The sequence below is a fragment of the Hyphomonas sp. J20-32 genome (genome assembly GCF_055808555.1).
The window spans coordinates 253,604-274,555 of the sequence record NZ_CM147873.1 but is presented as its reverse complement, the minus strand read 5'-3'; the positions used below and the strand labels follow the sequence as shown (position 1 = coordinate 274,555).

Sequence of the window (20,952 nt, the reverse complement as noted above, 5' to 3'; positions counted from 1 at the left end):
GAGGAGCGTGTCAAAGCCTGTCCGAGGCCGACGAAATCAGGGTCACACCGTGCGCTTGGCCCTGTCGGCATTGTTGGAGGCGGTGATCGTCTCCTTGACGGCCTGCCATTGCTCGTCGCCCCAGGCCGTGAGCTGGGCGAAGTTGCCGCCAGAGGCATTGTACATGGCCCCGTCGATGGCGATGGTCTGGCCGTTGATGTATTCGGCGCCGGGCGCCATCAGCAGGACGGCGAGGTTGACCAGTTCGTGCATCTCGCCGACGCGGCCCATCGGGTTGGCGGCGCCGGAATCCATGCGTTTGGCGCCGTCGGCATCCGGCGCGAGGCGTTCCCACGCGCCCTTGGTGGGGAAGGGGCCTGGCGCGATGGCGTTGAAGCGCAGGCCGTAACGGGCCCATTCAACCGCGAGGCTTTGCGTCATCGTGTTGACGGCAGCTTTCGACATGGCGGACGGCACGACGAATGGACCGCCATTCCACACCCAGGTTGTCAGGATCGAGATGACATTGCCGCGATTGCCGCCCTTGATCCAGCGCGTGCCGATATCGTGCGTCATGTAGAACGAGCCGCGAAAGACGATATTGGCGATGGCGTCGAACCCGCGGATCGACAGGTCTTCTGTCCGCGAGATGAAATTGCCGGCGGCATTGTTTACGAGGCCTGTGAGCGGGCCGTGCTTGGCCCAGATCCCGTCATTCATGTCGGAGATGGCCTCGGCGACGCGGATGTCGCAGGCATGCGGCACAACCTTGCCGCCATGCTTTTCCATCAGTTCGGCGGCCGTTTCTTCGCACACGCCACCGCGCCGACCGCAAATGTGCACTTCGGCGCCGAGCGTCAGGAAGCCTTCGGCCATTTCCTTGCCGAGGCCCGTGCCGCCGCCGGTGACGAGGATACGCTCATCCTTCATCAGGCCGTCCCGGTACATCAGTTTTGACGTGTCCATTGGTGTTCTCCCTCCATGCTTTATGGTAGTGAGTATAGCTCGCCTGAAGCCGGAGACATCCCATGAAACCTGTCCTTTTCGCCCTTGCTGTGCTTGCCCTCGGGGCAGGAAGCGCCTCTGCCGATCCGCTGAACGTGTTCGGAACGTTCTCCACCGAGGAAGAAAACTCGCATGTGACCATTGCCGATTGTGGCGACGGCACGCCTTGCGGCACCATTGTCTGGATCGACCCGGCCAGCGTATCGGACGGCAAGACGCCTGAAACGGCCACGGATGCGGACGGCAAGAAAATTCTAGGCCTAACCATGCTGGAAGGCTTCAAGCAGACCGCAAAGGGCTGGACCGGCGGCACGATCTACAATCCGAAAGAGGGCAAGACCTACAGCTCCAAGATGAAGCTGAAGGATGACGGCGTGCTGGAAGTGAAGGGCTGTATCGCCCTGCTGTGCAAGACGCAGAACTGGAAGCCAGTGAGCTGAGGGGCGCTACTTCCGGAAGGGCAGGCTGACCAGCCGCCAGAGGACCCATATGGGCAGGACGATGCCCGCGCCGGCGAGCGCGGGCTTCCAGAAATTGCGGACGGCCCAGCCGGCGGCGGCCAGCGCCTGACTGGCGATGGACGCTATGGCTTCGGGTATGTTCACATCCGGAGAGGCCGGATTGAAATTCGCAGCGAGCACGACAAAGCCGACAAGGATGCAGAGGCCGAGCAGTTTGACTACGCCCCAAGGGCCGATACCGAACAGCCGAATGAGTATGGAGCGGGGCGGCGGTTTCTCAGCTTTGGCCTTCGCCCTGACCTTGGGCGCTGGTCCTGGCGGCGGCTCCAGTGGCTCTACGACGGGCGGTTCATTCTCAGTCATGGTCCGCAATGTCTGCAGCGGCGTTGCCCTTGTAGGCAACATTGACCCGGTGCGGATAAGGGATGGTAATGCCTTCGCGGTCGAAGGCTTCCTTGACGGCCTTGGTCAGGTCAGCCCGGACCTGGACGAATTCGGGCGTTGAGACCCAGGCCCGCAGGCGCAGCTTCACGCTCCAGTCGGCGAGCGCATGCACGCCGACCCATGTTTCCGCCTTGGTCAGGATGCGGGGATGTGCGTTGACCACGTCGTGAACGACCTGCAGTGCCTGATCCATGTTGTCGTCATAGGAAATGTCGAAATAGAGATCGAACTTGCGGCGCGTCTGGCGCGTATGGTTGATCAGCGGATCGCCCCAGACCTTGTCATTGGTGACGATGACAATCTTGTTGTCGATCTGTTTCAGTGAAGTGGTGAAGGGCGAGATATCGGTCACTTCGCCTTCAAGACCGGCAATATTGACATAATCGCCGATGCGGAAGGGACGCAGGATAGCCAGCATGACGCCTGCAGCGACCGATTTCATCGTGTCCTGCAGGCCCAGACCGATGGCGAGACCACCTGCGGCGAGTACAGCGGTGAGCGATGTCGTCGGGAAACCGAGCTGGGTCAGCGCCATGACGATGGCGATGGCGAAGATGAGGTATTTCACGAAGGAACTGCCAAAGGCGAACATCGTATCGTCGGCGCCGGTGCGGCGATGGGCCTTGCCACCGAAAGTGCGCATTGAGCGGGCAACCCAGTTTGCCAACATGATGGCAACGAAAAGGATCGCAACGGCGGCAATCGCACCGGGACCCTTGTCTTCAACCAGTGTGCGCCAGTCATACCCTGCCAGGCCGAGCGGCAGGGGCGACAACAGGATAAGCGCGAACATGCGTGCGACCGAGGCGCCGAGATCCCAGCTCGATCCTTCGAAGCCCTGATCCTTGGGCGTGACCATCTTGCCGATCAGCATGACCAGACGCTTGACCAGAATGGCCGCGATCCAGATTGCGATTGTTGCAGCCAGTACCAGCGACCATTTCAGGACCTGGGGCTCAGCGGCCTGGGCCCAAGCGGGCCAGCCGGACATGTCAAATTCAGGCATCATGTCGCACTCATGTCATGGGCGGCTGCAGGCTTCAACCAGCCTTTCACGCATTGGTGACTGGAGGAAAGCTCTCTATTGCGGCAAGCAGACCCATTCAGCCATCAGGAGCAATCGCATGAACAAGCAGGTCGTCCAGGAATATTACGGGGATATCCTGAAATCCTCCTCAGACTTGCGGACCGATGCCTGCACGACCGAGGCGGCGCCGCCCCTGCATGTGCGTACTGCACTGGGCCGCGTGCATGACGCTGTTTCCGAGCGGTACTACGGCTGCGGCCTGGCCATTCCTGCGGAGCTTGGCGGCCTGCGAGTGCTCGATCTCGGCTGCGGCGCCGGGCGCGACGTCTATGCGCTGGCAAGCCTTGTCGGGCCCGATGGCCATGTGACCGGTATCGACATGACCGAAGAACAGCTGGCTGTCGCACGTGAGCATGAGGCCTGGCATGCAGATGCCTTCGGGTACGCGGCGCCGAACACGCAATTCCTGGAGGGGGAGCTGGAAAAGCTGGATGCGCTGGACCTGACGCCGGCCAGCTTCGACCTGATCATTTCAAACTGCGTGATCAATCTTTGCACCGACAAGCCGGCCGTGTTCCGCGCTGCGCACCGCCTGCTGAAACCCGGCGGCGAACTTTATTTCTCGGATGTCTACGCCGACCGCCGCATTCCTGCGGACCTGGTGAAAGACCCCGTCCTCTATGGAGAATGCCTGTCGGGCGCGTTGTATTGGAACGACTATCAGGCGGTCGCGCGAGACGCCGGGTTTGCCGATCCGCGCGTCGTCAATCATCGCCCGCTTGCGATACTCGATCCGGCGCTGAAGGCGAAGCTCGGTGCGATCCGGTTCGCCTCGGTGACGGCGCGCCTGTTCAAGCTGGGCGGACTCGAATCCGCCTGCGAGGATTATGGACAAGCCGTGATCTATCGCGGCGGCGTCGAAGGCATGGAAGAGGTCTTCATCCTCGATGCCGAGCATCATATCGAGCGGGGCCGGGTTTTTCCTGTCTGCGGCAATACGCTGGCGATGCTGATGGACACGCGGTTTGCGGCCTATTTCGAGGTGATCGGTACAGGCGACAGGCATTTCGGAGTGTTCCCCGGCTGCGCCGCGCCGGACGTGTTCGCTGCCAGCGAGGCGTCGGATGCAGCGCCGGTTGGTGGCTGTTGCTGACGGCCTTTCAGGCTTGGCCAAACGCGCCATGGGCGCCGCGCGTGAGACGCAGGTAGAGGACGAGGGCAGCGACAGCGCCGGTGACGATGGCGAGCCAGGTCATGCCGGTAATTGTCCAATTGTTGAGCAGGATGCCGAGCAGGCCCCAGCCAAGCGAGACAAAAAACCACCGGCTGCGGCTGATGAAATGCGAGAAGGCCCAGGCTGCGAGCGCAGCGGGCACGAGCGTTGCCCACAGCATGTGCCAGGGATAGTCGGTTGCGCCCAGCGTTGTGAAATGCCGAATCGTCAACGGGATGGAGATGGCGATCGCGACGGTGATCCAGCCCGCGAGGAGACCGGTAGCGCAATCGGCGGCGAACTTGGCCACGCTGCCGCCCATGCCGCGCATCCGGTCGAACCTGTATGCGGCGAGCCAGGTGGCGGCTGCAATCGGGAACAGGAGCGCAAAGTCCAGCGGCTGGGACACGATCAGCTGGGCGCTCAACATCCAGATGACGTTCAGCATACCGGCCATGATCAGTGGCGGCGCGATGCGGTCCATCCATGGCTCGCGGCGGAAAACGGCAAACAGCGCAAACACGAAATAGGCGAGGAATATCACGCTCCAGATCGCGAAGAAGGCGGGCAGGGGCTGTTCGGGCGCGCCAAAATCGCGGGTCGCGTTTCCGATTGGCGTGCCGACGCCGAGCAGCGGCGCCAGCGCCCCGGACAGGGGTTGCAGCACGGCGAGAAGAAGCAGAATCACGAGCGGCTGTTTTTGCATGGACGATATATGAGCCTGAATGGCTGGCGGGCAAATTGGTTGCACTGACAAAAGTGTGGTGGCAGTTGGCGGATTCGCGTTATAGGCGCCCTCTCTGCGAAGATCTAACAAAGGATTTTGCTCATGGCAAAGACACCTGTGGCCAAGAAGGCCCCTGCGAAACCTGCGGCCAAGAAAGCTGCTGCGAAACCTGCTGCGAAGAAAGTTGCTGCAAAACCAGCCGCAACCAAAACTGTTGCGGCAAAGAAAACCGTTGCGAAGGCTGCACCTGCTGCGGCTGCCAAGACGGCAACAAAAACGGCACCGACCGTGACCCTGCGTCAGATGTCGGTTGAACTGGCTGAGGCTCACGGCCTCACCAAGAAACAGTCGCAAGAATTGTTTGACGACATGGCTGCCCGGATCACGAAACGCCTCAAGAAGGGCGAGCGCATCCGTCTGAACGGCCTCGGCACGCTGGAAGTGCGCAAGCGCACAGCCCGCATGGGCCGTAACCCGGCAACGGGCGAAGCGATCAAGATCAAGGCGTCCAAGAAGGTTGCCTTCCGCGTCGCCAAGGAACTCAAAGAAACCGTCTGATAACAGACATTTCCTGAAGTCCTGAAAAGGGGTCGGACCGGCAGAGGGTCTGGCCCCTTTTTTTGTCTCGGGACTGGCCGGCCTTGCTAGTCAGGCAGCAGGGCCTCAAGGGTTTCAATCCGGTCGGCCTCAGCCGTGGGCTTGTCCCAGCGGATGCGGTTGATCCGCGGAAAGCGCATGGCGAGGCCGGACTTGTGGCGCGAAGACCGCTGCAGGCCTTCAAAGGCGACTTCCAGAACGATGCCTGTTTCCTTGCTGGCGGCGACGGAGCGCACAGGACCGAACCGATCGATCGTGTTGGCACGGACAAAGGCGTCGAGTTGCTTCAACTCGTCGTCAGTGAAGCCGAAATAGGCCTTGCCGACCGGGGTGAGCTTGTCCTCGCCGTCTTCATCGCGCCAGACACCGAAAGTGAAATCGGAATAGAAGCTGGACCGCTTGCCGTGGCCGCGCTGGGCATACATGAGCACCGCGTCGACGAGGAAGGGGTCGCGCTTCCACTTGTACCAGAGTCCCTTGGGGCGGCCAGCAAGATAGGCGCTGTCCCAGCGTTTCAGCATCACGCCTTCTATTTCAGGTGCAGGCGGTTCGAGGCGGGCATCGTCGAGCGCGGCAAGCGTGGTGATCGGCACGAGGGGGGAGAGGTCGAACCGATCGCTCTCAATGCCGAGAACGAAGGCTTCAAGACGAGTGCGACGTTCACGGAAGGAAAATCCGCGCAGGTCGCGCGCGCTGTCATGCAAGATGTCATAGGCGCGGATGAAGGCGGGATGTGTCTGCAGCTGGCGCTTAGAGACGCTCTTGCGGCCCAAGCGCTGCTGCAGGGCATTGAAAGGCGCGATGGTGCCGTCGGCGTTGCGCACCAGGAGTTCGCCGTCGAGCGTGCCGTCGAAGTCCATCGCGGCCACGACATCCGGGAAGGCGTGGGAAATGTCGTCGCCGGTGCGGGTGTAAAGGCGCCTTGCGCCGCCTGCCGCAGTGGCCTGCACGCGGACACCGTCATATTTCCATTCAGCGGCAAACGTGCCGGCGGTGATCAGGGCGGGATCGACCGCGTCCGGCATATCGCGGCCGGCCTTGGGCACGAGGGGGTGGGCCAGCATGACCGGGCGGAACGGGGCGGCGATGTCCGGTTCCGGCTTGTCGGCGTGGCCTTCGAGCCAGGCGAACAGGCTTTCATAGGGCGGGGCGAGACCGTGCCAGATTTCCTCGATTTCGGTCACGTCCCTGCCGCCGAAGTCTGCGAGCGCGAGCTTGGCGAGCCGGGCCGAAACGCCGATGCGAAGGCCGCCGGTGAGAAGTTTCAGGAAAGCCCAGCGACCGGTCGCATCGAGACCGTCGAGCCAATTGGCGACGAGCTGCGGCGCCTCGGCACGGGGTGTTGCGGCCAGCGTTTCGACTATGTCGGAGAGCGGCGGCGTGCGATTGGCGCCGCGTGCCTGAGGCCAGACGAGGCTGACCGTCTCGGCAAGGTCGCCGACATAGTCGTAGGAGAGGGCGAAGAGCTCGGGATCCATGCGCCCGTCGATGAGCGCGCGGATCATCGACGTTTTGACGTTCGGAATATCGAGGTCGCCGGTAATCGCGCCAAGGGCATAGCCACGGTCGGGATCGGGCGCCGTGGCGAAATAGTCCACCATCAGGCGCAGCTTGCCGTTGCGCGAAGGCGTGAGCACAAGTCGGTCAAGCAGGTCGGCGAAGGCTTGCATTGGAACATACATAGGGCCAAACACGGGGCATGACAGCGCCCGTTCTGCCAGAAGGCTACAGCCCGCACTATCGCAAGTCGGGTTTCACCGACCCGTGGGAGCCACTCTATTCGCAGGTCACCGATGAACAGGTGAGTATCGGGCTCTCTCTCGACACACCGCACTGCAATTCGCGAGGGCTCGTACATGGCGGCCTGCTGACGGCGATTGCCGACAATGCGATGGGACTGAGCTGCGGGCAGGCAGTGAAGGCAGCCGGACGTGAAGCGGGTGGCCTGGTCACCGTATCGCTGACGATAGATTTTGTCGGATCGGCTTCCCTCGGGGCGTGGCTTGCCACGGACACGCATTTCACGAAGATCGGCGGATCGCTCGCCTTCGCAGACTGTCTGCTGCGCGCCGACGGAGAGGTCGTGGCGCGGGCCAGCGCCTCGTTCAAGATCACAAAAGCAAGGTAAGGAAACCGAAGACGATGACTCTCAAGCTCCACCACCTCAACGCCTCGCGCTCGCAGCGTATTGTCTGGCTCCTCGCAGAACTCGGCGTGCCGCACGAGATCGCCCACTACAAGCGCGATCCGGTGACAAACCTTGCCCCGCCCGACCTGTTGAAGATCCACCCGATGGGCAAGTCGCCGCTGCTGGAAGATGGTGACGTGGTGATCGCGGAAACCGGCGCCATCGCGGAATACCTGGTGGGCAAGTATGACACGGCCTTCCAGCTGCACCCGCGCCCGAATTCGCCGGAATTCCCACGCTACCTGGAATGGCTGCATGCGGCCGAAGGCGCCGTGTTCCTGCCGGGCCTGCTGCAGGTCTATTTCCGGCGCGTCGACATGACCGGCAATCCGGTCGAGGCGATGATGGCCGCCGAGCGCGAGAAGGCGGCAGCCACGATCGAGGCGCACCTATCGAAGTATGCCTACTTTGCGGGCGAGCGATTCACCGCGGCCGACTGCCTGATGGGCTTTCAGATACAGATGGCCGACTCGACGGGAGGATTGGCAAATCGCCCGGCGACCAAGGCCTGGCTGGAAAAGATGAAAGCCCGGCCTGCCTACCAGAAGATGCTGGAAGTCGGGGTCTGAGGTTCGGTCACCGCCCCTGCCTGCGCAAGGGGCCGGCGAGCTTACCTGCAACTATCCGGATCGGCGTCGCAACGCGCCATGACTGAATCCATCCATCCGGCATAGCCCTGCAGGTTGGTGTAGCGGCCATTATAGTCGCCCGCGCAGAATTCGCCCGTGGTGCGGTTCTGCTCGACCACTGACAATACGCCGACGACAGTCCGGGTGCCGTCGGCCTCCGTCACATAGAGCGGGCCGCCGCTATCGCCGACGCAGGGACCAGCGCCGCCTGCGCTGGCAACATTGATCAGCGACGGGCCGTCAGCCGTGATCTGCAGTTTGGTGGTCAGGAGGTCGTTCGAGAGCTGGCCGCCATAATGCGTGAGGCCCCAGCCCGCCATGTCGGCGGTCGGGTAATTGGCGGGTGCGAGCGGCTTCACAGTGGCACCATAGCGGGCGACCGGTACGCCGGCGATGGGAGCAACCTGGTCGTCATCGAGCCGGATCAGGGCGAGGTCATTGGCATAGCCATTGGCGGTGCCGAGATATCCGCCATGACAGACAGCCACCGAGCCGCTGGTGACCTTTGCAAGCGGGCTGCGCAGGTTGGCCGCGTCGCCGATGAGGCGCAGTTCCTGATAGTCGTCATCGACGCAATGGGCGGCGGTGACGAACCAGTTCTTTGCGATGCGCGTGGCGCTGCAATGGCCGCTGGCGACAGTGCCGTCGGCCTGCGGGTTGCGGGGCTCGAGTTTCACGATGCCGGGGAAACTGGCGAGGGTGGCAGCAAGGCCGTTGACGGCCTGGGTCCCGACGGAGGGCTCTTCCAGGGTCGTGGCGCCGGCAACCATGGCGACGGTGGGCGTCGGGGCGCTGTCAGCGGGACGGCCGCAGCGGGCGGCATTGAGCGCGGCCAGCGTCGGCAGGGGTGTCTGGATTGTCTCGGAAAGACCGCCCTCAGGCCCAGGCGGTGTGGCAGCCTCTTCGACTGTGACGTCTGCAGGCGCGGCCTCTGCTGGGGCCGTCTCATCGACCGATGGAAGTGTATTGATCGCGTCTGTTGGCGCGTCGGTCGTGGATTCGGTGGCGGGCGTTTCAGGCACGACTTCGGCCGAGCTGGTCACCTCTTCGTCGAACGCGCCGTCAGGCAATTGGTCGACCGGGCTGGCGGCTTCTTCTTCCGCCGGATTGAAGCCGGGCACCTTGATGGCATCGCAGGCCGCAAGCACGAGCAGGGCGGCAGTTGCCGCGAGAAGGGCTGGGCGTTTCATATCGTCCCCTTTGAACACACCAATATCCGCCACTAAACGCCCCAAGCCGGGGCGCGGTCAACCGGCCTCGTCAGCGAAGGCGACCATGCGCAGGGGTCGGGCGCGGCGGCCTTCGAGCTCGGCCCAGCGGACCAGGGCGTCTTCTCGTCCATAGGTGACCCAGAGCTCTTCCGGGTTCACGTCGCGCACGGTTTGGGTCAGCTCGTCCCAGTCGGCATGGTCGGAAATCACGAGCGGCAGCTCGACACCGCGCTGTTTCGCCCGCTGTTTTATGCTCATCCAGCCGGACGCAAAGGCGATGACCGGGTCGGGGAAATTCTGTGCCCATTTACCCTCGAAACTGCCGGGCGGGGCGACGATGACCTGGCCGCGATAGGTTTCGCGTTCGGCTTTCGGCACGTCGCCGGCAGGAACGGTGACGAGCGTGCCGAGGTCGATGCCGACGGATTGGTAGTGGGCACAGATCTTTTCCAGGCTGGGATGGATGAAGATAGGGGCGTCATGGCCGGCGAGGCGCAGGTGGCGGATCACGCGCTGGGCCTTGCCGAGGGAATAGGCGCCGACGCAATGAGCGCGCTCCGGGAAATGCTTCAGGCTGTGCAGGAGACGGGCGATCTCGCCGCCCGTGTCGGGGTGGCGGAAGACGGGGAGGGCGAAGGTTGCCTCGGAGATGAACACATGGGTGCCGAGAACCGGCTCGAACGTGGCGCAAGTCGGGTCGAAGCGGCGCTTGTAGTCGCCGGTGAAGGTCATGCGCAGGCCCTTGTGTTCGACCACGACCTGGGCCGAACCGAGGATGTGGCCTGCGGGCGCCAGCCAGACCGTGACGCCGTTTATCTCGACGGTTTCGCCATATTCGAGGCCTTGCGTGGATTTGGCGAAATTCTGGCCATAGCGGCAGGCCATGATGGCGAGCGTGTCGGGATGGGCGAGCACCTTGCCATGGCCGCCGCGCGCATGGTCGGAATGGCCGTGGCTGATGACGGCGCGGTCAACGGCGCCGCGCACGGGATCGAGGTAGAAATCCCCCGGCGGGCAATACAGGCCCTTGGGTGTGGGCTGGAGGAGGAGGTCGGGCCGGAGCATGGGGCGAATGTAGGCGATTGCGGGATGGTGGGAAGGGGCTGGACGCGGCGCCTTCCGCTTTGCGGCCAAGTGGGGTAGGCGACGGGGCCGCATTCCTCGCATCAAGGGCGCTCCCCATGCAGATTGGCATCGATTTCGGCACATCGAACACGTCGATCGCGTTTCGCGGTCCGGATGGCGCCGCCCTGATCGCGCTGGAGCCGGCCGCCACGTCGATCCCGACAGCCGTGTTCTACGGCCTGGATTCCGGCGAGTACGCCATCGGGTCGCAGGCCGTGAGTGCCTACGAGTCCGGTGAAGAGGGCCGGTTGATGCGCTCGATAAAGTCGGTCCTCGGCTCGTCGCTGATTGACGAAACGACGGAACTCGGCCGACGGCGGCTGCCGTTCCGTGACGTGATCGTGCATTTCCTGCGCCGCGTGATTGCCAATGCGGAAGAGCAGACCGGGCAGCGCGTCGAGTCCGTCATCCAGGGCCGCCCGGTCTCGTTCAATGACAGGCATGCCGATCTCGACAAGCGCGCGCAGACCATTCTGGAAAGCTGCCTTCACGCGGCGGGCGTTGCCCGAGTCGAATTCCTCGAAGAGCCCGTGGCGGCGGCGCGGTCGGTGGCTTTCCCGACTGGCCGGGAAAAGCTGGTATTCGTGGTCGATATCGGGGGCGGCACGTCCGATTTCTCGGTCGTGCGCATAACGCCCGACAATGCCGGATTCGATGTGCTGGGGAGCGCCGGCCTGTATGTCGGCGGCAATGATTTCGATCACATGTTGAGCTTTTTCGAACTCTCGCACCTGTTCGGGCATGGCGAAACGCTGGCGCTGAACGGGCTGCCGGTGCCGTCAGCGCCTTATTCCACCCTGTCGGACTGGAAGAGCCTGAACAAGCTCTACACGCGCGACACCCAGAAACAGATCAAGTGGATGTTGATGAACAGTCCGGACAGTCGCGGGATACGGGCGTTCGACCACCTGGTGCGCAACCACGAAGCCCACGCCTATGCCAAGCGCACCGAGCAGATCAAGATCGGCCTCAGCGAGGCAGGCCAGCAGACTTTCGTCTATGACACGCCAGAGGCGCACCTTGAGCGGCTTGTTGCGCGCGGCTCGTTCGAGAACCTGATCGGGGAGGCCGTGTCGAAGATGGATGCGGTGGCCGTGGACTGCCTGAAGCGGGCGGGCGTGGCGCCGGAGCAGGTGACCGATATCGTGATGGTGGGCGGGTCCACGTTCATTCCGCTGGTTCAGGCGCGGCTGGCGGGACGGTTCGGGAATGCGGCCCTGTCTGCCAATGACCGTTTCGGGGCGGTCGCAAAGGGCCTGGCCGTGCATGGGGCGGCGGTGGGGAAGGGTTAGGCGGCGGGGAGCATCGATTGGCGGTTTGCGCGATGGCCCGGCAGATGAAAGTGTACCGTCCAGCAGCGTCACGTCTCCAGAGCCGAAGGGGCCGATCTTGAGCGAGATTTCCGATTATCTTGACGACTGGGTGCAGGGCGCGGCTGAGCGGACATCTGGCCCGACGCTCCTGTTCGTTTCCGGCGCGCAGGGGATCGGGAAATCGTGGGCCCTGCGGGACGTGCTGGCCAGGCATCCAGCAATTGCCGGGCTCAGCCTTGACGATTTCTACCTGACGCGGGCGGCGCGCCGGGCGCTGGCGGCAGAGATTTATCCCCTGTTTGCAACACGCGGCCCGCCGGGAACGCATGACCTTGAGCTGCTGAACGCGACGCTCGATGCGCTGCTATCGGCCGGGGAGACAACGCGGGTGCCGATCCCCGTTTTCGACAAGGCAATCGATGATCGCGCGACCCCGGCGCAGTGGGCCCGTTTCACCGGAAGGCCGGAGGCCGTCATCGTGGAAGGCTGGCTGATGGGAGTGGACAGTGACGCAGGTGCAGCCCGCGCCCCGCCGCTGAACGCGGTCGAGGCGCGCGACGGGTCCGGCACCTGGCGCGCCTACCAGGAACAGCAACTGGCAAGCGCCTATGGCGCCCTCTGGGACCATGCGGACGGGTATTTCCATATCGATGCGCCGGGGTTTGACGTGGTGCGGACATGGCGGCTGGAACAGGAGTGCACGACGCTCGGCGTGCCAGCCGGGGAACTGCCGCCGGAACGTCGGGCATGGGTGTCTGATTTCATCCAGCACTATGAACGGCTGACGCGAAGGATGCTGACCGGGCACCGCCGTGCGGGCGCTGTTTTGTCAGTGGATGCGGAGCGGCGGGTGACGTCCTTTGCCGGGCCAGCGGAGTGACGAGTCCGGCGGTTGAACATTGCTGATATCTTAACTGCCCCGCCACACTTGCGACACGAAATCATGTGCATACACTTGCGCCCGTAACAGGAGAGTTTTGTCCATGCGTCCAGTGTCCGCCGTGATCGTATCCCTTGCTGCGCTTGCAGTATCCGCCGCACCGGCCTTCACCCAGGAGGGCGGCAATACCGACGATATGGATGTGGCGCTGGCAGCCGGCTGGAAAGCCGCTTTCACCTGTTCGGACATGTTCACGGCCGGCCAGTCGATGACGGTGATCGAACAGAACGATCTCAGCGGTATCTATCCCGACTACCAGCGGGCATTCGATACGCTGCCGAAGGCGGAGATCAATACGGCGAAGAAGACCGTTTCAGTGTCCTATTCGGCGACCATGCCGCCGCGCATTGCGGCCTGGCGGCCCGGATTCGGTTGCACGCAGCTGCCGATCGGCGCCGATTCCAGCATGATTACCTTCCTGCCGCATTTTGCCAGCTGGCCGGCGGCACCGGCGCAGGACCGGGGCAGCGCCATCGGCGCGAACGTCAAGATACAGCTGCGCACCGAAGAGGCCGAGCGGCTTGAAGCGCCGGTCTCGTTCGCCTTTGACGAGCGCACCTATGGCAATGGTACGCGAACGAGCGCGGTGCTGGTCGTGCGCGACGGGCAGGTCGTGGCCGAGCGCTATGCGCGCGGCGTGGACCATGAGACGCCGCAGCGGACCTGGTCTGCCGGCAAGTCGATCGCGGCGACGGTGCTGGGCGCGGCGCGGCGCAACGGCCTGATCGATATCGATTATCCGGCGGTGATTGCCGACTGGAACAATGGCGCCGACCCGCGCCGGGCGATCACGATCCGCAACCTGCTGCACATGGCGAGCGGGCTGGACAGCGGCGAGAGCGGGTCGCGCACCGACCGGATCTATTTCGGTGGCGGCCGGGTGGTCGACCAGGCGGGTAGCAAGGTGCTCGAAGCGGAGCCGGGCGCGCGGTTCAAGTATTCCAACAATGACACGCTGATCGCGATGCGCAGCCTGCGCGAGTCGATGAAGGATGACAATGCCTTCCATCGCTTCCCGTATGAGAACCTGCTGCACAAGATTGGCGCGACGCACACGACCATGGAGATCGACTGGAACGGCGATTTCATCGCATCAAGCCAGGTCTGGTCGACGGCACGCGACCTGGCCCGGGTGGGCCAGCTCTACCTGCAGGACGGCCTGTGGGGCAATGAGCGCCTGCTGCCGGAAGGCTGGGCAGAGTTCGTGCGTACACCGGCCCCGGCACAACCGGAGAGCGGGCCCGGCTATGGCGCGCAGTTCTGGCTGATGAACAATGCGGCCGGTGTTCCCGAAGGCACGTTCTACATGGCGGGCAACCGGGGCCAGTATGTCGTGATCGTGCCGTCGATGAACGCGGTGATCGTGCGGCGCGGCTATGACGTGAATGGCGGGGCGCGGTTCGAGATCAATGATTTCACCCGCGACGTGCTGCTTGCCCTGCAGGCGGCGGATGACGAGCGGGCCGCGCAGGCGGCAGCTGCAGAGCTAGAGACCGAAGCCGAGAATGTGCCGTTCAAGGAGAAGATGAACCGACGCTTCGGGCAGTAGGCGGGGACGCGGCGGCCTATTTCGTTCCCATGCCGGAATTTGGCGCGGGTTTGAGATTGGTGATTGTCTGGCGCTCGGACTCGGCGAAATCCTTCATCATGGCCGAACCGCTGATATCGACATTGACCTGAGCCACATGTGTGCGCCCGTCGGGTGCGCGGGTGCAGGCCACTTTCATCTCGAATTGCTTGATCCTGGCAATCGGCAAGGGTTTGAAAGACTTTTCGGCAACCAACTCGACCGACAGGATGGCCGGAGCGTCCTTTGCAACCACCACCTTGCCCGTCAGGTATTTGAGCATGTCGTCCATGTCGCCCGGTTTTGCGCCGACCTGCGGCGTGTAGGCATAGGTCGCGGTGGTTGCTGTTTCGGACACGAGCGCGGCATCGCCGGGAATGTTGTCGCCGAAGCCGCTGCACCAGATATCGCCATCGACATCAGCCTGCATCCTTTTGACCTGCTTCCTGAAATCGTCGCTCCAGTCCTTCATCGCAGGCGAGATCACGGTGAGACGGTTGCCTTCCGGCTGTGTCGGATCGACCCGTATCATGGCATCGGTTTCGTCGTTCTGGAGGATCAGGTCGAATATATACAGCGGCCCGTCCGAACTGGCGGCGAGAGCATCCTGAAGCGGCGTTCCGGCAAGGGCCTGCAATGGCATGAGCGCTGACAGGGCGAGCGGGAGGAGTGAGCGGTGCATGTTTCAGACCCTTGTGGCGACGCTGGAACCAGCCAGACACCAAGGTTCACCTGAACCGGGCCTGAAAATAAAGAGGCAAGCGCGAAGTCTTGCGATAGTTTAATTCCCGACATGCCTGATAGCGCCGCCCCCGTCCTTACCTTGCCCGAGCCCTTTGCGGGCTGGTTCGCCGCGCGTGGCTGGCAGGCCCGACCGCACCAGCTGGCGCTGACCGAGGCAGCTTTGGCTGGCGAGAGTGCGCTGCTGATTGCGCCGACGGGCGGCGGCAAGACGCTGGCCGGCTTCCTCGCCAGCCTCATCGAGCTGAAGGACAAGGGCCGGCGGTCGAACACGGGCATCCCGGCCCTGCATACACTGTATGTCTCGCCGCTGAAGGCGCTGGCGGTGGATGTACAGCGCAACCTGATGGCGCCGGTGGGCGACATGGGGCTGGATATCCGGATCGAGACGCGCACGGGCGACACGCCCGGTCATGTGCGCCAGAGGCAACGACGCAATCCGCCGGACGTGCTGCTGACGACACCGGAACAGCTGGCCCTGTTCATTGCGTCGGACCATGCGAAGGACTTCTTTGCCGATCTCAAATGCGTGATCGTCGACGAAGTGCATGCATTGGCGGCCTCGAAACGGGGGGACTTGCTGTCGCTGGGCCTTGCGACGCTGAGCGGTTGGGCGCCGGCCTGCCGGTTCATCGGCCTGTCGGCGACGGTGAAAGAGCCGGAGGCGCTGGCACGGTGGCTGGCGCCGGCCGCGCGGATCATCAGGGCCGAGGGCGGGGTGTCGGCGGAAGTGGATATCCTTGTCTCGCGTGAGCACATTCCGTGGTCGGGCCATTCCGGGCGGTTTGCGGTGCCGGAAGTGTATGAGGCGGTCAAGCGGTCGAAAATGGCGCTGGTCTTCGTCAACACGCGCAGCCAAGCTGAAGTGATGTTCCAGGAATTGTGGCGGGTCAACGACGACAACCTGCCGATCGCGCTGCACCATGGTTCGCTGGCGAAAGACCAGCGCGTTCGCGTGGAAGCGGCGATGGCGGCGGGCCAGCTGAAGGCCGTGGTGTGTACGTCCACGCTCGATCTCGGCATCGACTGGGGCGAAGTGGACCTCGTGATCCAGATGGGGGCACCGAAGGGCGCGGCGCGGCTGGTGCAGCGGATCGGTCGGGCGAACCACCGCATGGACGAGGCGAGCCAGGCGGTGCTGGTGCCGACGAACCGGTTCGAGGTGCTCGAATGCCGCGCGGCAGAGGCGGCGGTCGAAGCGGGCGAGATTGACGGCGAGGGCCTGAGGCAGGGATCGCTCGATGTGCTGGCGCAGCATGTCATGGGACGGGCCTGCGGCGACGGGTTCGAGCTGGCGCCGCTATACGAGGAGATCGTGCGGGCGGCCCCCTATGCGGATCTCGACTGGGAGACGTTCGAGCGGATCGTCGATTTCGTCGCCAGCGGCGGCTATGCGCTGAAGACCTATGACCGGTTCCACCGGATCGTGCGGCGGCCCGATGGGCGCTGGGTGGCGCGCACGGCGCAGGATGCGCAGCAGCACCGGATGAACGTGGGGGCGATTGTCGAAGCGGTGCAATTGTCTGTGCGTCTCGTCAGTTTCGTGGGGAAGGGGGCGGGCGCGCCCGGTGAAAAGCGCTCAGTGCGGGCAGGCCGCAAGCTGGGCGAGATCGAGGAGTATTTCATCTCGACGCTTGTGCCGGGGGACACGTTCCTGTTCGGCGGCGAGGTGCTGCGCCTGATTGGTGTCGAGGGGCTCGATGCGCTGACCGTTCGGGCGGTGGGCGAGAAACCGGCGATACCGTCCTACAATGGCGGCAAATTCCCGCTGACGACTTTCCTCGCCGAACGGGTGCGCCAGATGATCCACGACCCGGCGCAATGGGATGCCCTCCCGGCGCCTGTGCGGGAGTGGTTCGCGGTCCAGGCGCGCCGCTCAAGCATTCCGCCGCCGGATCACCTGCTGGTCGAAACCTTCCCGCGCGGAGAGCGGCATTACATGGTCTGCTATCCGTTCGAGGGGCGCCTCGCGCACCAGACCCTCGGCATGTTGCTGACACGGCGGCTGGAGCGGATGGGGGCCAAGCCGCTCGGTTTCGTGGCCAGCGAATATGCAATGGCCGTCTGGGCGATGGAGGACATGGCGGGGCTCGACATGGACGACCTGTTCCACCCGGACATGATGGGCGACGATCTCGAGGCCTGGCTGGACGAGAGCGCGCTGATGAAGCGGACCTTTGCCCATTGCGCGCAGGTGTCGGGCCTGATCGCGCGCAACCTGCCGGGCAAGGAGAAGAATTCGCGGCAGGTGAGTTTCTCGGCCGATCTCATCTATGACGTGCTGCGCAGCCACGAACCGGACCATATATTGCTGCAGGCGGCGCGGCAGGATGCGGCGACCGGCCTGCTGGATGTACGACGCCTGTCGGACATGCTGGTGCGCATTCGCGGCAAGATCGACCACGAGCTGCTGGACCATATCAGCCCGTTTGCCGTGCCGGTGATGCTGGAAATGGGCCGCGAACCCGTATTCGGCGCATCGGTTCAGGACGCGGTGCTGGGCGAGGCGGAAGACGTGCTGGTGCGCGATGCGATGCGGGAGTGAGCGTCAGGCCTGATTCGCCGTGGCGCGGGTCCGACCGGAGTCGAAGCGCTGGAACAGGCGCCCGACCAGGTGTTTCCAGAAAGGCAGGCGGCGCTCGGAGACTTCTGCGAGCAGGAAACAGGCGGCAAGCGCCGTTGTTGCGAGCGCGACCTGATGCGCCGGGTTGGCGCTGTCAAACGCAGGCAGGCCATGCAGGAAATTGAGGACCGGATAGTGGAACAGGTAGATCGAAAAGGTTGCGCCGGCGAGCCAGCGGATGGCCGTGCCCGCGCCGGCGCCTATCCACGTGGCTTCGCGCGCGAGCCGGTGAACGCCGATGAAATGGACGGCCATCAAGACGGCGATCAGGAAGTTCCAGATGAACTCGTCGGAAAAGCCGAGCACGTATCCGGGCAGTGCGAGCTGATCGAGCATGGCATCGGTCAACACGGTGAGGTGCTGCGGCACATGCAACGCGAGGCCGCCAGCATAGAGCGCCCATGGCGCAAGGACGATACCCCAGGCGGCAGTTGCGGGCAGGGCGGTCACATGTCCTTGCCGGAGGAGCCGCTCCAGCAGCACACCGAGCAGCCAGCAGGGCGCGAGCAGAAGGATGGGCGGGCCGATGATCAGGGCGATCAAGGCCAGCAGGGCAAGGCGCATGGGTCCGCGACAGAAAACAGCCACCCCGAAGCCGACATAATACCAAGCCTCGTAGGCGACCGACCAGAACGGGCCGTTGGATCCGACATTGATATTGCTGGACCAGGCCTGCGTCGAGAATGTCAGCGCACCGATGAGCTGGCTGACCCTGTTTTCGCCATTGTACCATTCGGCCTGATAGATTTGCGGTTCGAGCCATGTGCCGAACGTATCCAGCGCGAAAGTGACGAGCAGGGCCGGGATGACGACGGAATACAGCCGGGCGATCCGTGCCTGTGCGTAAGCGGCGGGGCCGCGATCGCGCGCGAAGGTCGTGTAGGCGATCACATAGCCGGACAGGACAAAGAAGACGACGACAGCGTCGCTCCCAAGATTGATGTCCCGAATCCATTGCATGCCGCCATTCGTGAAGCGGGCATAGCCCAGGTGCGAGGCGAAGACGGCGAGCGCGGCAAGAAAGCGGAGCGCGTCGAGATAAAGGGAAAAGCCGCGATTCATCGCACGATGGTTTCGGTAGCACCACGCGGGGAGGCTGCAGATTCGACCATTGCTTACGACCCCATCACGGTTTGGTTTTTGTCTGTCGTATCGAACCATTCTAGGAAAACATGCTTAAAACCCCGTGAAGACGGGTGATTGCGAGATTGAGGTGAGGTCCTTGTGAAATCCGGGTTTGACCGGGCAAGCGGCCCGGTCCAGTTTCACTTGCATGACTGCACTTGCTACCCGCCCTTCTGAAACGCTGCTGCACCTTGGCGGCGAGATGCTGCTGCCGTTGCCGGAGGGCGCGCTATGGTGGGAAGCTGAGCGCGTGCTTGTCGTCTCCGACCTGCATCTCGAGAAGGGCAGCGCCTATGCCGCGCGGAGGCAGATGCTGCCGCCTTATGATACCGGGGCGACGCTGGACCCGGTCGAGCGCCTGTGCACCAGCCTGAAGCCCCAGACGGTGATCTCGCTGGGCGACAGTTTCCATGACCGGGCTGCCGAGCTGCGCCTGCCGGAGGCCTATGCGGCGCGGATCAAGGCGCTGACGGGTGCGCATGACTGGGTCTGGGTGGAGGGCAACCACGATCCCGATCCACCGGCCGACCTCGGCGGGCGCGCGGCCAAAGTGTTGCGGATCGGCAGCCTCGTATTCCGGCACGAGCCGACGGGCGAGGCGGGAGAGATAGCCGGCCACCTGCATCCGGCGGCCAAGGTTAAGGGGCGCGGGCGCATGGTGCGGCGGCGCTGTTTCGCCAGCGACGGGGCGCGGCTGGTGATGCCGGCCATGGGCGCCTTTACCGGCGGGCTGAACGTGCTGGACGATGCCTTTGCGCCGCTGTTCCCGGAAGGCCTGATGGCGTTCGCGCTGGGCGGAGAGCGGGTGTTTGCCGTATCGGCCAAGAGTCTCGTGCCGGATGTGGCGCGGGCGCGCTGGCGGCTCTAGCCCGTCCAGTCAACGCCGAGGACGATGCGGCCGGTGATCATCGCGATGAAGACGAGCAGGATGGCGATCCAGACGCCGAGTACTCCGACCGTGATGCGCCAGCGCTTGGGAGGCAGGCCCTGCAACAGGAAGGCCGCGATGCCGGCAATATTGATGCAGACAAGGTTGTTGGCAAACAGGAACAGGCCGCGCAGCGCCAGTTCGATATCGCCCTGTCCGAAATAGAGACCAGCCGCCGACAGTGGCGGGACGAGGGCCACGGCGATCATCACACCAACCAGTGACGACGACGCGCCCTTGTTGAGAGCGAGCACGCCGGCAGCGCCTGAAGCGAGCGCGAGCGCAATGTCGGCGAGGTGGACCATGGTACGGTTGTAGAGCTCCGGCGTGTGCGGATCGAAGTCGATCACGAGGCTGAGCAGGGCGGTGAAGACGAGCACGCTGACGGCACCGATGAAGAGCGTGCGGCTTGCCCGCCAGGCGAGGGCGCCGTTCCCGACGGTGGCGGCGAGGGCGAGGGACAGGGTGGGGCCGAGCAGGGGCGCGATGACCATGGCGCCGATGACGATGGCTGTCTGGCCGCTGCGCATGCCGAGCGCGGCGATGAGCGCCGATAGGATGACCGTGATCAGGTATTCCGGAGTGAGGGCAATCGAGTCGACGACATCGTCATAGATTTCGTCGGTGCTGCGCCGGTCACGGCTGAGAAAGCGCTCGATCGCGGTGGGCGGGCGCACGGGTTCGCCTGAGTCTGTCCCGGCTACGTCCGGTTCCTGAAGCGGCGGGACGACGGCCTGCAACTCGACCACCATGGCCACGAAGCCTTCATTGTCCTGGAGCGCCAGGCTGAGGCGTTTGAGCAGGTTCTCGACATCATGGCTGACGACAATGGCGGAGAATTTCTCTCGGCCGTCGGGCACGGTTTCCTGCCAGACGCGGGCGCTGCAGCTTTCGAGAAGGTCGCGGGTCTCGGCGACGTCCACATCCTGGACAAAGACTTCGACGAGGCGTGATGACATGGCGGCAGGCTCTCAAGGATGGGCGTTTGTCCAGAGTAGACGGGGCGACGGCAAGACGCCTACGCGGGAGACTACGTATATGTCCGCGCGCGTCCACCTTGCAGGCAAGGCCCGTTCAGGCTGCTTGACAATAGGATTATATACCCATTA

Annotated in this window: 20 protein-coding genes; 10 read left to right on the top strand and 10 right to left on the bottom strand. The window is 63.9% G+C overall.

What is annotated here, in order from left to right; translation table 11 throughout:
- Positions 1 to 42: 42 nt before the first annotated feature.
- Entirely contained in the window at positions 43 to 945 is a 903-nt protein-coding gene (locus AC0L7I_RS01335; protein ID WP_473397736.1) for an SDR family oxidoreductase, read from the bottom strand.
- Positions 946 to 1,007: 62 nt separating this feature from the next.
- On the opposite strand from AC0L7I_RS01335, the gene AC0L7I_RS01330 reads away from it, so the two are divergent.
- The gene (locus AC0L7I_RS01330; RefSeq protein ID WP_473397735.1) at positions 1,008 to 1,424 is read left to right on the top strand and encodes a DUF2147 domain-containing protein; all 417 of its coding nucleotides are present in this window, start codon (positions 1,008 to 1,010) and stop codon (positions 1,422 to 1,424) included.
- A 6-nt stretch (positions 1,425 to 1,430) separates the two neighbouring features.
- Here the strand turns inward: AC0L7I_RS01330 and AC0L7I_RS01325 are convergent, their stop codons facing one another.
- On the bottom strand, positions 1,431 to 1,808 hold the full coding sequence (locus AC0L7I_RS01325) for a hypothetical protein (protein WP_473397734.1): 378 nt from the start codon (positions 1,806 to 1,808) through the stop codon (positions 1,431 to 1,433).
- The gene (locus AC0L7I_RS01320; RefSeq protein WP_473397733.1) at positions 1,801 to 2,898 is read right to left on the bottom strand and encodes a mechanosensitive ion channel family protein; all 1,098 of its coding nucleotides are present in this window, start codon (positions 2,896 to 2,898) and stop codon (positions 1,801 to 1,803) included. Before AC0L7I_RS01320 ends, AC0L7I_RS01325 begins: the two co-directional genes overlap by 8 nt.
- Before the next feature lie 115 nt (positions 2,899 to 3,013).
- On the opposite strand from AC0L7I_RS01320, the gene AC0L7I_RS01315 reads away from it, so the two are divergent.
- Positions 3,014 to 4,069 carry a methyltransferase domain-containing protein gene (locus tag AC0L7I_RS01315; RefSeq protein WP_473397732.1) on the top strand — a complete coding sequence of 352 codons (1,056 nt, stop codon included), beginning with the start codon at positions 3,014 to 3,016 and terminating at the stop codon, positions 4,067 to 4,069.
- Between the two features lie 7 nt (positions 4,070 to 4,076).
- Here the strand turns inward: AC0L7I_RS01315 and AC0L7I_RS01310 are convergent, their stop codons facing one another.
- Positions 4,077 to 4,835 (bottom strand): hypothetical protein, encoded by a 759-nt coding sequence (locus AC0L7I_RS01310; RefSeq protein ID WP_473397731.1) that lies wholly within the window; start codon positions 4,833 to 4,835, stop codon positions 4,077 to 4,079.
- Positions 4,836 to 4,958: 123 nt separating this feature from the next.
- On the opposite strand from AC0L7I_RS01310, the gene AC0L7I_RS01305 reads away from it, so the two are divergent.
- Positions 4,959 to 5,414 carry an HU family DNA-binding protein gene (locus AC0L7I_RS01305; RefSeq protein ID WP_473397730.1) on the top strand — a complete coding sequence of 152 codons (456 nt, stop codon included), beginning with the start codon at positions 4,959 to 4,961 and terminating at the stop codon, positions 5,412 to 5,414.
- Positions 5,415 to 5,500: 86 nt separating this feature from the next.
- On the opposite strand, the gene AC0L7I_RS01300 is transcribed toward AC0L7I_RS01305, so the two are convergent.
- Complete coding sequence (locus AC0L7I_RS01300; protein ID WP_473397729.1) at positions 5,501 to 7,123, bottom strand: cisplatin damage response ATP-dependent DNA ligase; 1,623 nt, start codon at positions 7,121 to 7,123, stop codon at positions 5,501 to 5,503.
- Positions 7,124 to 7,152: 29 nt separating this feature from the next.
- On the opposite strand from AC0L7I_RS01300, the gene AC0L7I_RS01295 reads away from it, so the two are divergent.
- Both AC0L7I_RS01295 and AC0L7I_RS01290 read left to right on the top strand, forming a co-directional pair.
- On the top strand, positions 7,153 to 7,581 hold the full coding sequence (locus AC0L7I_RS01295; protein ID WP_473397728.1) for a PaaI family thioesterase: 429 nt from the start codon (positions 7,153 to 7,155) through the stop codon (positions 7,579 to 7,581).
- 14 nt (positions 7,582 to 7,595) lie between these two features.
- On the top strand, positions 7,596 to 8,210 hold the full coding sequence (locus AC0L7I_RS01290) for a glutathione S-transferase family protein (protein ID WP_473397727.1): 615 nt from the start codon (positions 7,596 to 7,598) through the stop codon (positions 8,208 to 8,210).
- 41 nt (positions 8,211 to 8,251) lie between these two features.
- Here AC0L7I_RS01290 and AC0L7I_RS01285 read toward each other — a convergent pair whose 3' ends face one another.
- Positions 8,252 to 9,460, bottom strand: coding sequence for a S1 family peptidase (locus tag AC0L7I_RS01285; protein WP_473397726.1), 1,209 nt, complete (start codon positions 9,458 to 9,460; stop codon positions 8,252 to 8,254).
- A gap of 57 nt (positions 9,461 to 9,517) precedes the next feature.
- Positions 9,518 to 10,546 (bottom strand): ligase-associated DNA damage response exonuclease, encoded by a 1,029-nt coding sequence (locus AC0L7I_RS01280; RefSeq protein WP_473397725.1) that lies wholly within the window; start codon positions 10,544 to 10,546, stop codon positions 9,518 to 9,520.
- A 116-nt stretch (positions 10,547 to 10,662) separates the two neighbouring features.
- Here AC0L7I_RS01280 and AC0L7I_RS01275 point away from each other — a divergent pair, with 116 nt between their 5' ends.
- From AC0L7I_RS01275 to AC0L7I_RS01265, 3 genes are all read left to right on the top strand, one after another.
- Complete coding sequence (locus AC0L7I_RS01275; protein ID WP_473397724.1) at positions 10,663 to 11,898, top strand: Hsp70 family protein; 1,236 nt, start codon at positions 10,663 to 10,665, stop codon at positions 11,896 to 11,898.
- A gap of 97 nt (positions 11,899 to 11,995) precedes the next feature.
- Positions 11,996 to 12,799: a hypothetical protein gene (locus tag AC0L7I_RS01270; protein ID WP_473397723.1), complete on the top strand. Its 804-nt coding sequence runs from the start codon at positions 11,996 to 11,998 to the stop codon at positions 12,797 to 12,799.
- A gap of 103 nt (positions 12,800 to 12,902) precedes the next feature.
- Complete coding sequence (locus AC0L7I_RS01265) at positions 12,903 to 14,408, top strand: serine hydrolase domain-containing protein (protein WP_473397722.1); 1,506 nt, start codon at positions 12,903 to 12,905, stop codon at positions 14,406 to 14,408.
- A gap of 16 nt (positions 14,409 to 14,424) precedes the next feature.
- Here the strand turns inward: AC0L7I_RS01265 and AC0L7I_RS01260 are convergent, their stop codons facing one another.
- Positions 14,425 to 15,108: a hypothetical protein gene (locus AC0L7I_RS01260; protein WP_473397721.1), complete on the bottom strand. Its 684-nt coding sequence runs from the start codon at positions 15,106 to 15,108 to the stop codon at positions 14,425 to 14,427.
- Positions 15,109 to 15,219: 111 nt separating this feature from the next.
- Between AC0L7I_RS01260 and AC0L7I_RS01255 the strand changes: the two genes are divergently transcribed.
- Complete coding sequence (locus AC0L7I_RS01255; RefSeq protein ID WP_473397720.1) at positions 15,220 to 17,712, top strand: ligase-associated DNA damage response DEXH box helicase; 2,493 nt, start codon at positions 15,220 to 15,222, stop codon at positions 17,710 to 17,712.
- A 3-nt stretch (positions 17,713 to 17,715) separates the two neighbouring features.
- Here the strand turns inward: AC0L7I_RS01255 and AC0L7I_RS01250 are convergent, their stop codons facing one another.
- Positions 17,716 to 18,852 carry an acyltransferase family protein gene (locus tag AC0L7I_RS01250; RefSeq protein ID WP_473397719.1) on the bottom strand — a complete coding sequence of 379 codons (1,137 nt, stop codon included), beginning with the start codon at positions 18,850 to 18,852 and terminating at the stop codon, positions 17,716 to 17,718.
- 211 nt (positions 18,853 to 19,063) lie between these two features.
- Here AC0L7I_RS01250 and pdeM point away from each other — a divergent pair, with 211 nt between their 5' ends.
- Positions 19,064 to 19,783 carry a ligase-associated DNA damage response endonuclease PdeM gene (pdeM, locus tag AC0L7I_RS01245; RefSeq protein ID WP_473397718.1) on the top strand — a complete coding sequence of 240 codons (720 nt, stop codon included), beginning with the start codon at positions 19,064 to 19,066 and terminating at the stop codon, positions 19,781 to 19,783.
- On the opposite strand, the gene AC0L7I_RS01240 is transcribed toward pdeM, so the two are convergent.
- Positions 19,780 to 20,802 (bottom strand): TIGR00341 family protein, encoded by a 1,023-nt coding sequence (locus tag AC0L7I_RS01240; RefSeq protein WP_473397717.1) that lies wholly within the window; start codon positions 20,800 to 20,802, stop codon positions 19,780 to 19,782. The two genes, pdeM and AC0L7I_RS01240, sit on opposite strands and share 4 nt — an antisense overlap.
- Positions 20,803 to 20,952 lie beyond the last annotated feature (150 nt).

Coding starts and splice junctions, on each gene's coding strand:
- AC0L7I_RS01335 (WP_473397736.1), bottom strand. CDS start 945: ATGGACACGTCAAAACTGATGTACCGGGACGGCCTGATGAAGGATGAG.
- AC0L7I_RS01330 (WP_473397735.1), top strand. CDS start 1,008: ATGAAACCTGTCCTTTTCGCCCTTGCTGTGCTTGCCCTCGGGGCAGGA.
- AC0L7I_RS01325 (WP_473397734.1), bottom strand. CDS start 1,808: ATGACTGAGAATGAACCGCCCGTCGTAGAGCCACTGGAGCCGCCGCCA.
- AC0L7I_RS01320 (WP_473397733.1), bottom strand. CDS start 2,898: ATGATGCCTGAATTTGACATGTCCGGCTGGCCCGCTTGGGCCCAGGCC.
- AC0L7I_RS01315 (WP_473397732.1), top strand. CDS start 3,014: ATGAACAAGCAGGTCGTCCAGGAATATTACGGGGATATCCTGAAATCC.
- AC0L7I_RS01310 (WP_473397731.1), bottom strand. CDS start 4,835: ATGCAAAAACAGCCGCTCGTGATTCTGCTTCTTCTCGCCGTGCTGCAA.
- AC0L7I_RS01305 (WP_473397730.1), top strand. CDS start 4,959: ATGGCAAAGACACCTGTGGCCAAGAAGGCCCCTGCGAAACCTGCGGCC.
- AC0L7I_RS01300 (WP_473397729.1), bottom strand. CDS start 7,123: ATGCAAGCCTTCGCCGACCTGCTTGACCGACTTGTGCTCACGCCTTCG.
- AC0L7I_RS01295 (WP_473397728.1), top strand. CDS start 7,153: ATGACAGCGCCCGTTCTGCCAGAAGGCTACAGCCCGCACTATCGCAAG.
- AC0L7I_RS01290 (WP_473397727.1), top strand. CDS start 7,596: ATGACTCTCAAGCTCCACCACCTCAACGCCTCGCGCTCGCAGCGTATT.
- AC0L7I_RS01285 (WP_473397726.1), bottom strand. CDS start 9,460: ATGAAACGCCCAGCCCTTCTCGCGGCAACTGCCGCCCTGCTCGTGCTT.
- AC0L7I_RS01280 (WP_473397725.1), bottom strand. CDS start 10,546: ATGCTCCGGCCCGACCTCCTCCTCCAGCCCACACCCAAGGGCCTGTAT.
- AC0L7I_RS01275 (WP_473397724.1), top strand. CDS start 10,663: ATGCAGATTGGCATCGATTTCGGCACATCGAACACGTCGATCGCGTTT.
- AC0L7I_RS01265 (WP_473397722.1), top strand. CDS start 12,903: ATGCGTCCAGTGTCCGCCGTGATCGTATCCCTTGCTGCGCTTGCAGTA.
- AC0L7I_RS01260 (WP_473397721.1), bottom strand. CDS start 15,108: ATGCACCGCTCACTCCTCCCGCTCGCCCTGTCAGCGCTCATGCCATTG.
- AC0L7I_RS01255 (WP_473397720.1), top strand. CDS start 15,220: ATGCCTGATAGCGCCGCCCCCGTCCTTACCTTGCCCGAGCCCTTTGCG.
- AC0L7I_RS01250 (WP_473397719.1), bottom strand. CDS start 18,852: ATGAATCGCGGCTTTTCCCTTTATCTCGACGCGCTCCGCTTTCTTGCC.
- pdeM (WP_473397718.1), top strand. CDS start 19,064: ATGACTGCACTTGCTACCCGCCCTTCTGAAACGCTGCTGCACCTTGGC.
- AC0L7I_RS01240 (WP_473397717.1), bottom strand. CDS start 20,802: ATGTCATCACGCCTCGTCGAAGTCTTTGTCCAGGATGTGGACGTCGCC.